This window comes from Zoogloea sp. GDB6 (genome assembly GCF_056724105.1).
The window spans coordinates 1-5,693 of sequence record NZ_JBWZOV010000002.1 but is presented as its reverse complement, the minus strand read 5'-3'; the positions used below and the strand labels follow the sequence as shown (position 1 = coordinate 5,693).

At 52.7% G+C, this 5,693-nt stretch carries 1 tRNA gene and 3 rRNA genes; all 4 read right to left on the bottom strand.

What is annotated here, in order from left to right:
• Window positions 1-269: 269 nt before the first annotated feature.
• The 4 genes from rrf to AC1PQG_RS26260 all read right to left on the bottom strand — a co-directional run bounded on the left by rrf (window position 270) and on the right by AC1PQG_RS26260 (window position 5,460).
• Window positions 270-384: ribosomal RNA gene (gene rrf / locus AC1PQG_RS26275) — 5S ribosomal RNA — on the bottom strand.
• Window positions 385-512: 128 nt separating this feature from the next.
• Window positions 513-3,424, bottom strand: a 23S ribosomal RNA gene (locus tag AC1PQG_RS26270).
• Between the two features lie 256 nt (window positions 3,425-3,680).
• Window positions 3,681-3,754, bottom strand: a tRNA-Glu gene (locus AC1PQG_RS26265).
• Window positions 3,755-3,906: 152 nt separating this feature from the next.
• Window positions 3,907-5,460, bottom strand: a 16S ribosomal RNA gene (locus AC1PQG_RS26260).
• The 16S, 23S and 5S rRNA genes sit together here with 1 tRNA gene alongside, the layout of an rRNA operon.
• Window positions 5,461-5,693: the final 233 nt, after the last annotated feature.

Genomic DNA, 5,693 nt, shown 5'->3' with positions numbered 1-5,693 from the left:
ATAGCCGGCTTTTCTGCTTCGTCAACACCTTTTTTCAAGGCCGTCTCACCGGGGTGGACGTTGTTGCCGATGCTGCTTCGTCGTTGGACCCGAGGGTCTTTCGTCGTTGCGAGCCGCCTATTATGGCAGGCCTTTCAGCTTTGTCAACAACTTGTTTGAGGAACTTGAAGTTCTTCGTGAAGTTGTTGCTGCAAGTCCAGGTCGAAACCTGGGTGCCTGCAAAAAAAGGAAAACCCCGCTGCGCAAGCAGCGGGGTTTTCGGGTGTAAACCCTGGCGATGACCTACTCTCGCATGGCTTGAGCCACACTACCATCGGCGCAGCTGCGTTTCACTTCCGAGTTCGGGATGGGATCGGGTGGTTCCACAGCGCTAATTTCACCAGGGAGGCGGTTGGAGCGTCGCCATCCGATCACAGCCGGATAAGGCGCCTGCCTCTCATAGTTCTTGTGACGTAGCGTGCACTTGGATGCTCTTACGACGTTGTCGTAAAGCCAAGGCAACTTGAGGTTATATGGTCAAGCCTCACGGATCATTAGTATCAGTTAGCTCAATGCATCGCTGCACTTACACACCCAGCCTATCAACGTCTTAGTCTTAAACGTCCCTTCAGGTGGCTTAAAGCCACAGGGAAGACTCATCTCGAGGCAAGTTTCGCGCTTAGATGCTTTCAGCGCTTATCTTTTCCGCACTTAGCTACCGGGCAATGCCATTGGCATGACAACCCGAACACCAGTGGTGCGTCCACTCCGGTCCTCTCGTACTAGGAGCAGCCCCTCTCAAATCTTCCAACGCCCACGGCAGATAGGGACCGAACTGTCTCACGACGTTCTAAACCCAGCTCGCGTACCACTTTAAATGGCGAACAGCCATACCCTTGGGACCTACTTCAGCCCCAGGATGTGATGAGCCGACATCGAGGTGCCAAACACCGCCGTCGATATGAACTCTTGGGCGGTATCAGCCTGTTATCCCCGGAGTACCTTTTATCCGTTGAGCGATGGCCCTTCCATTCAGAACCACCGGATCACTAAGACCTACTTTCGTACCTGCTCGAGCCGTCACTCTCGCAGTCAAGCTAGCTTATGCCATTGCACTAACCTCACGATGTCCGACCGTGATTAGCGTAACCTTCGTGCTCCTCCGTTACTCTTTAGGAGGAGACCGCCCCAGTCAAACTACCCACCAGACACTGTCCTCACCCCAGATTATGGGGCCGAGTTAGAACATCAAACATTAAAGGGTGGTATTTCAAGGTTGGCTCCACGCAGACTGGCGTCCACGCTTCAAAGCCTCCCACCTATCCTACACATCAAGGCTCAATGTTCAGTGTCAAGCTATAGTAAAGGTTCACGGGGTCTTTCCGTCTTGCCGCGGGTACACTGCATCTTCACAGCGAGTTCAATTTCACTGAGTCTCGGGTGGAGACAGCCTGGCCATCATTACGCCATTCGTGCAGGTCGGAACTTACCCGACAAGGAATTTCGCTACCTTAGGACCGTTATAGTTACGGCCGCCGTTTACTGGGGCTTCGATCAAGAGCTTCGCCTTGCGGCTGACCCCATCAATTAACCTTCCAGCACCGGGCAGGCGTCACACCGTATACGTCCACTTTCGTGTTTGCACAGTGCTGTGTTTTTATTAAACAGTTGCAGCCAGCTGGTATCTGCGACTGGCTTCAGCTCCGAGAGCAAGTCCCTTCACCTACGCGCCAGCGTGCCTTCTCCCGAAGTTACGGCACCATTTTGCCTAGTTCCTTCACCCGAGTTCTCTCAAGCGCCTGAGTATTCTCTACCTGACCACCTGTGTCGGTTTGGGGTACGATTTCGTGTTACCTGGAGCTTAGAGGCTTTTCCTGGAAGCATGGCATCAGCTACTTCACCACCGTAGTGGCTCGTTATCACGCCTCAGGGTTAATATGCGACCGGATTTACCAGGTCACACCCCCTACACGCTTGAACCGGGACAACCGTCGCCCGGCCAGCCTAGCCTTCTCCGTCCCCCCTTCGCAGTAACACCAAGTGCAGGAATATTAACCTGCTTCCCATCGACTACGCTTTTCAGCCTCGCCTTAGGGGTCGACTCACCCTGCCCCGATTAACGTTGGACAGGAACCCTTGGTCTTCCGGCGTGCGGGTTTTTCACCCGCATTATCGTTACTTATGTCAGCATTCGCACTTCTGATACCTCCAGCAACCCTCACAGGTCACCTTCGACGGCTTACAGAACGCTCCCCTACCCAACAACGCCTAAGCGTCGCTGCCGCAGCTTCGGTGCATGGTTTAGCCCCGTTACATCTTCCGCGCAGGCCGACTCGACCAGTGAGCTATTACGCTTTCTTTAAATGATGGCTGCTTCTAAGCCAACATCCTGGCTGTCTATGCCTTCCCACATCGTTTCCCACTTAACCATGACTTTGGGACCTTAGCTGGCGGTCTGGGTTGTTTCCCTCTTCACGACGGACGTTAGCACCCGCCGTGTGTCTCCCGTGATAACATTCTTCGGTATTCGGAGTTTGCATCGAGTTGGTAAGCCGGGATGGCCCCCTAGTCGAAACAGTGCTCTACCCCCGAAGATGAGTTCACGAGGCGCTACCTAAATAGCTTTCGGGGAGAACCAGCTATCTCCCGGTTTGATTGGCCTTTCACCCCCAGCCACAAGTCATCCGCTAATTTTTCAACATTAGTCGGTTCGGTCCTCCAGTTAGTGTTACCCAACCTTCAACCTGCCCATGGCTAGATCACCGGGTTTCGGGTCTATACCTTGCAACTTGACGCCCAGTTAAGACTCGGTTTCCCTACGGCTCCCCTATACGGTTAACCTTGCTACAAAATATAAGTCGCTGACCCATTATACAAAAGGTACGCAGTCACCCAACGAAGTAGGCTCCCACTGCTTGTACGTACACGGTTTCAGGTTCTATTTCACTCCCCTCGCCGGGGTTCTTTTCGCCTTTCCCTCACGGTACTGGTTCACTATCGGTCAGTCAGGAGTATTTAGCCTTGGAGGATGGTCCCCCCATATTCAGACAGGATGTCACGTGTCCCGCCCTACTCATCGAACTCACAACCTGTGCATTTTTGTGTACGGGACTATCACCCTATACTGTGCGACTTTCCAGACGCTTCCACTAACACACAAACTGATTCAGGTTCTGGGCTCTTCCCCGTTCGCTCGCCGCTACTGGGGGAATCTCGGTTGATTTCTTTTCCTCGGGGTACTTAGATGTTTCAGTTCCCCCGGTTCGCCTCCTAGCAGCTATGTATTCATGTAATGATAGTGTGTCGAAACACACTGGGTTTCCCCATTCGGGTATCGTCGGGTATAACGGTTCATATCACCTTACCGACGCTTTTCGCAGATTAGCACGCCCTTCATCGCCTCTGACTGCCTAGGCATCCACCGTGTACGCTTAGTCGCTTAACCTCACAACCCGAAGGTGTCTTGGGCACATCATCGCACTGCGATTATTTGAGAGACTCTGTTACAGGCTAACACTCACCACTCAAGTACTGTCTACGGAGAGCTGATGTTCAGCTGTAAACATTTCAATTTTCAGCTTGTTCCAGATTGTTAAAGAGCAATATCTTACAACACGACTCGTTAAAGTCATCTTTAAGATTGATTTTCTGTGTCATAGAGAACAGGTGGATCAATGTCTTTCACACATTACCGGAGTCGGCGTCCCCAAGGGGATTCGAACCCCTGTTACAGCCGTGAAAGGGCAGTGTCCTAGGCCTCTAGACGATGGTGGACACTGAAAAATCCGTACCACGACCCACGCTTGCATGGTTTGGCACTTTTCAGCATCAGCGTAAGGCTACCCTTACCGCATCAACAGGTGCTCTTGCTCATTAATTTCTATCAGACAATCTGTGTGGACACCTGCACGAATGCGTATCTTTAGGTAAGGAGGTGATCCAACCGCAGGTTCCCCTACGGTTACCTTGTTACGACTTCACCCCAGTCATGAATCACAAAGTGGTAAGCGCCCTCCCGAAGGTTAAGCTACCTACTTCTTTTGCAACCCACTCCCATGGTGTGACGGGCGGTGTGTACAAGGCCCGGGAACGTATTCACCGTAGCATTCTGATCTACGATTACTAGCGATTCCGACTTCATGGAGTCGAGTTGCAGACTCCAATCCGGACTACGACATACTTTATGAGGTCCGCTTGCTCTCGCGAGTTCGCTTCTCTTTGTATATGCCATTGTAGCACGTGTGTAGCCCTACTCGTAAGGGCCATGATGACTTGACGTCATCCCCACCTTCCTCCGGTTTATCACCGGCAGTCTCCTTTGAGTTCCCACCATTACGTGCTGGCAACAAAGGATAAGGGTTGCGCTCGTTGCGGGACTTAACCCAACATTTCACAACACGAGCTGACGACAGCCATGCAGCACCTGTCTCAGAGTTCCCGAAGGCACTAAGCTATCTCTAGCGAAGTTCTCTGGATGTCAAGAGTAGGTAAGGTTCTTCGCGTTGCATCGAATTAAACCACATGCTCCACCGCTTGTGCGGGCCCCCGTCAATTCATTTGAGTTTTAACCTTGCGGCCGTACTCCCCAGGCGGTCGACTTAACGCGTTAGCTCCGGAAGCCACGCCTCAAGGGCACAACCTCCAAGTCGACATCGTTTACAGCGTGGACTACCAGGGTATCTAATCCTGTTTGCTCCCCACGCTTTCGCACCTGAGCGTCAGTCTTTGTCCAGGGGGCCGCCTTCGCCACCGGTATTCCTCCAGATCTCTACGCATTTCACCGCTACACCTGGAATTCTACCCCCCTCTACAAGACTCTAGCTTGCCCAGTTTCAAATGCAGTTCCCAGGTTGAGCCCGGGGATTTCACATCTGACTTAAACAAACCGCCTGCGTGCGCTTTACGCCCAGTAATTCCGAGTAACGCTTGCACCCTCCGTATTACCGCGGCTGCTGGCACGGAGTTAGCCGGTGCTTCTTCTGCGAGTAACGTCAATCGCTGACAGCGTATTAACCACTGAACGCCTTCCTCCTCGCTGAAAGTGCTTTACAACCCGAAGGCCTTCTTCACACACGCGGCATGGCTGCATCAGGCTTGCGCCCATTGTGCAATATTCCCCACTGCTGCCTCCCGTAGGAGTCTGGACCGTGTCTCAGTTCCAGTGTGGCTGGTCATCCTCTCAGACCAGCTAGGGATCGTCGCCTAGGTGAGCCATTACCCCACCTACTAGCTAATCCGCATCTGGGCACATCCGATGGCGTGAGGCCCGAAGGTCCCCCACTTTGCTCTTGCGAGGTCGTATGCGGTATTAGCTACCGTTTCCAGTAGTTATCCCCCTCCATCAGGCAGTTTCCCAGACATTACTCACCCGTCCGCCGCTCGCCACCCAAGGAGCAAGCTACTTCTGTGCTGCCGCTCGACTTGCATGTGTTAGGCCTGCCGCCAGCGTTCACTCTGAGCCAGGATCAAACTCTTCACTTAAAACGACATGATCCGAAGATCAAAATTTAAAGCTGCAGATGATTGATTCTGGCAACGTATCGCTTGCTTTAAAACAATTAATAGTTGCTTGATCAAACGTCTGCAAGATGGACAATCATCCTTCCTGCAGGCGCCTTCACAAGATACCTGCGCATACTTTCAAAGATCCGGGGAAGTGGCCTCAGCGCCGTTCCCGTGTGCTGCGAAGTTTCCTTCGTAGCGAGCCGCCCATT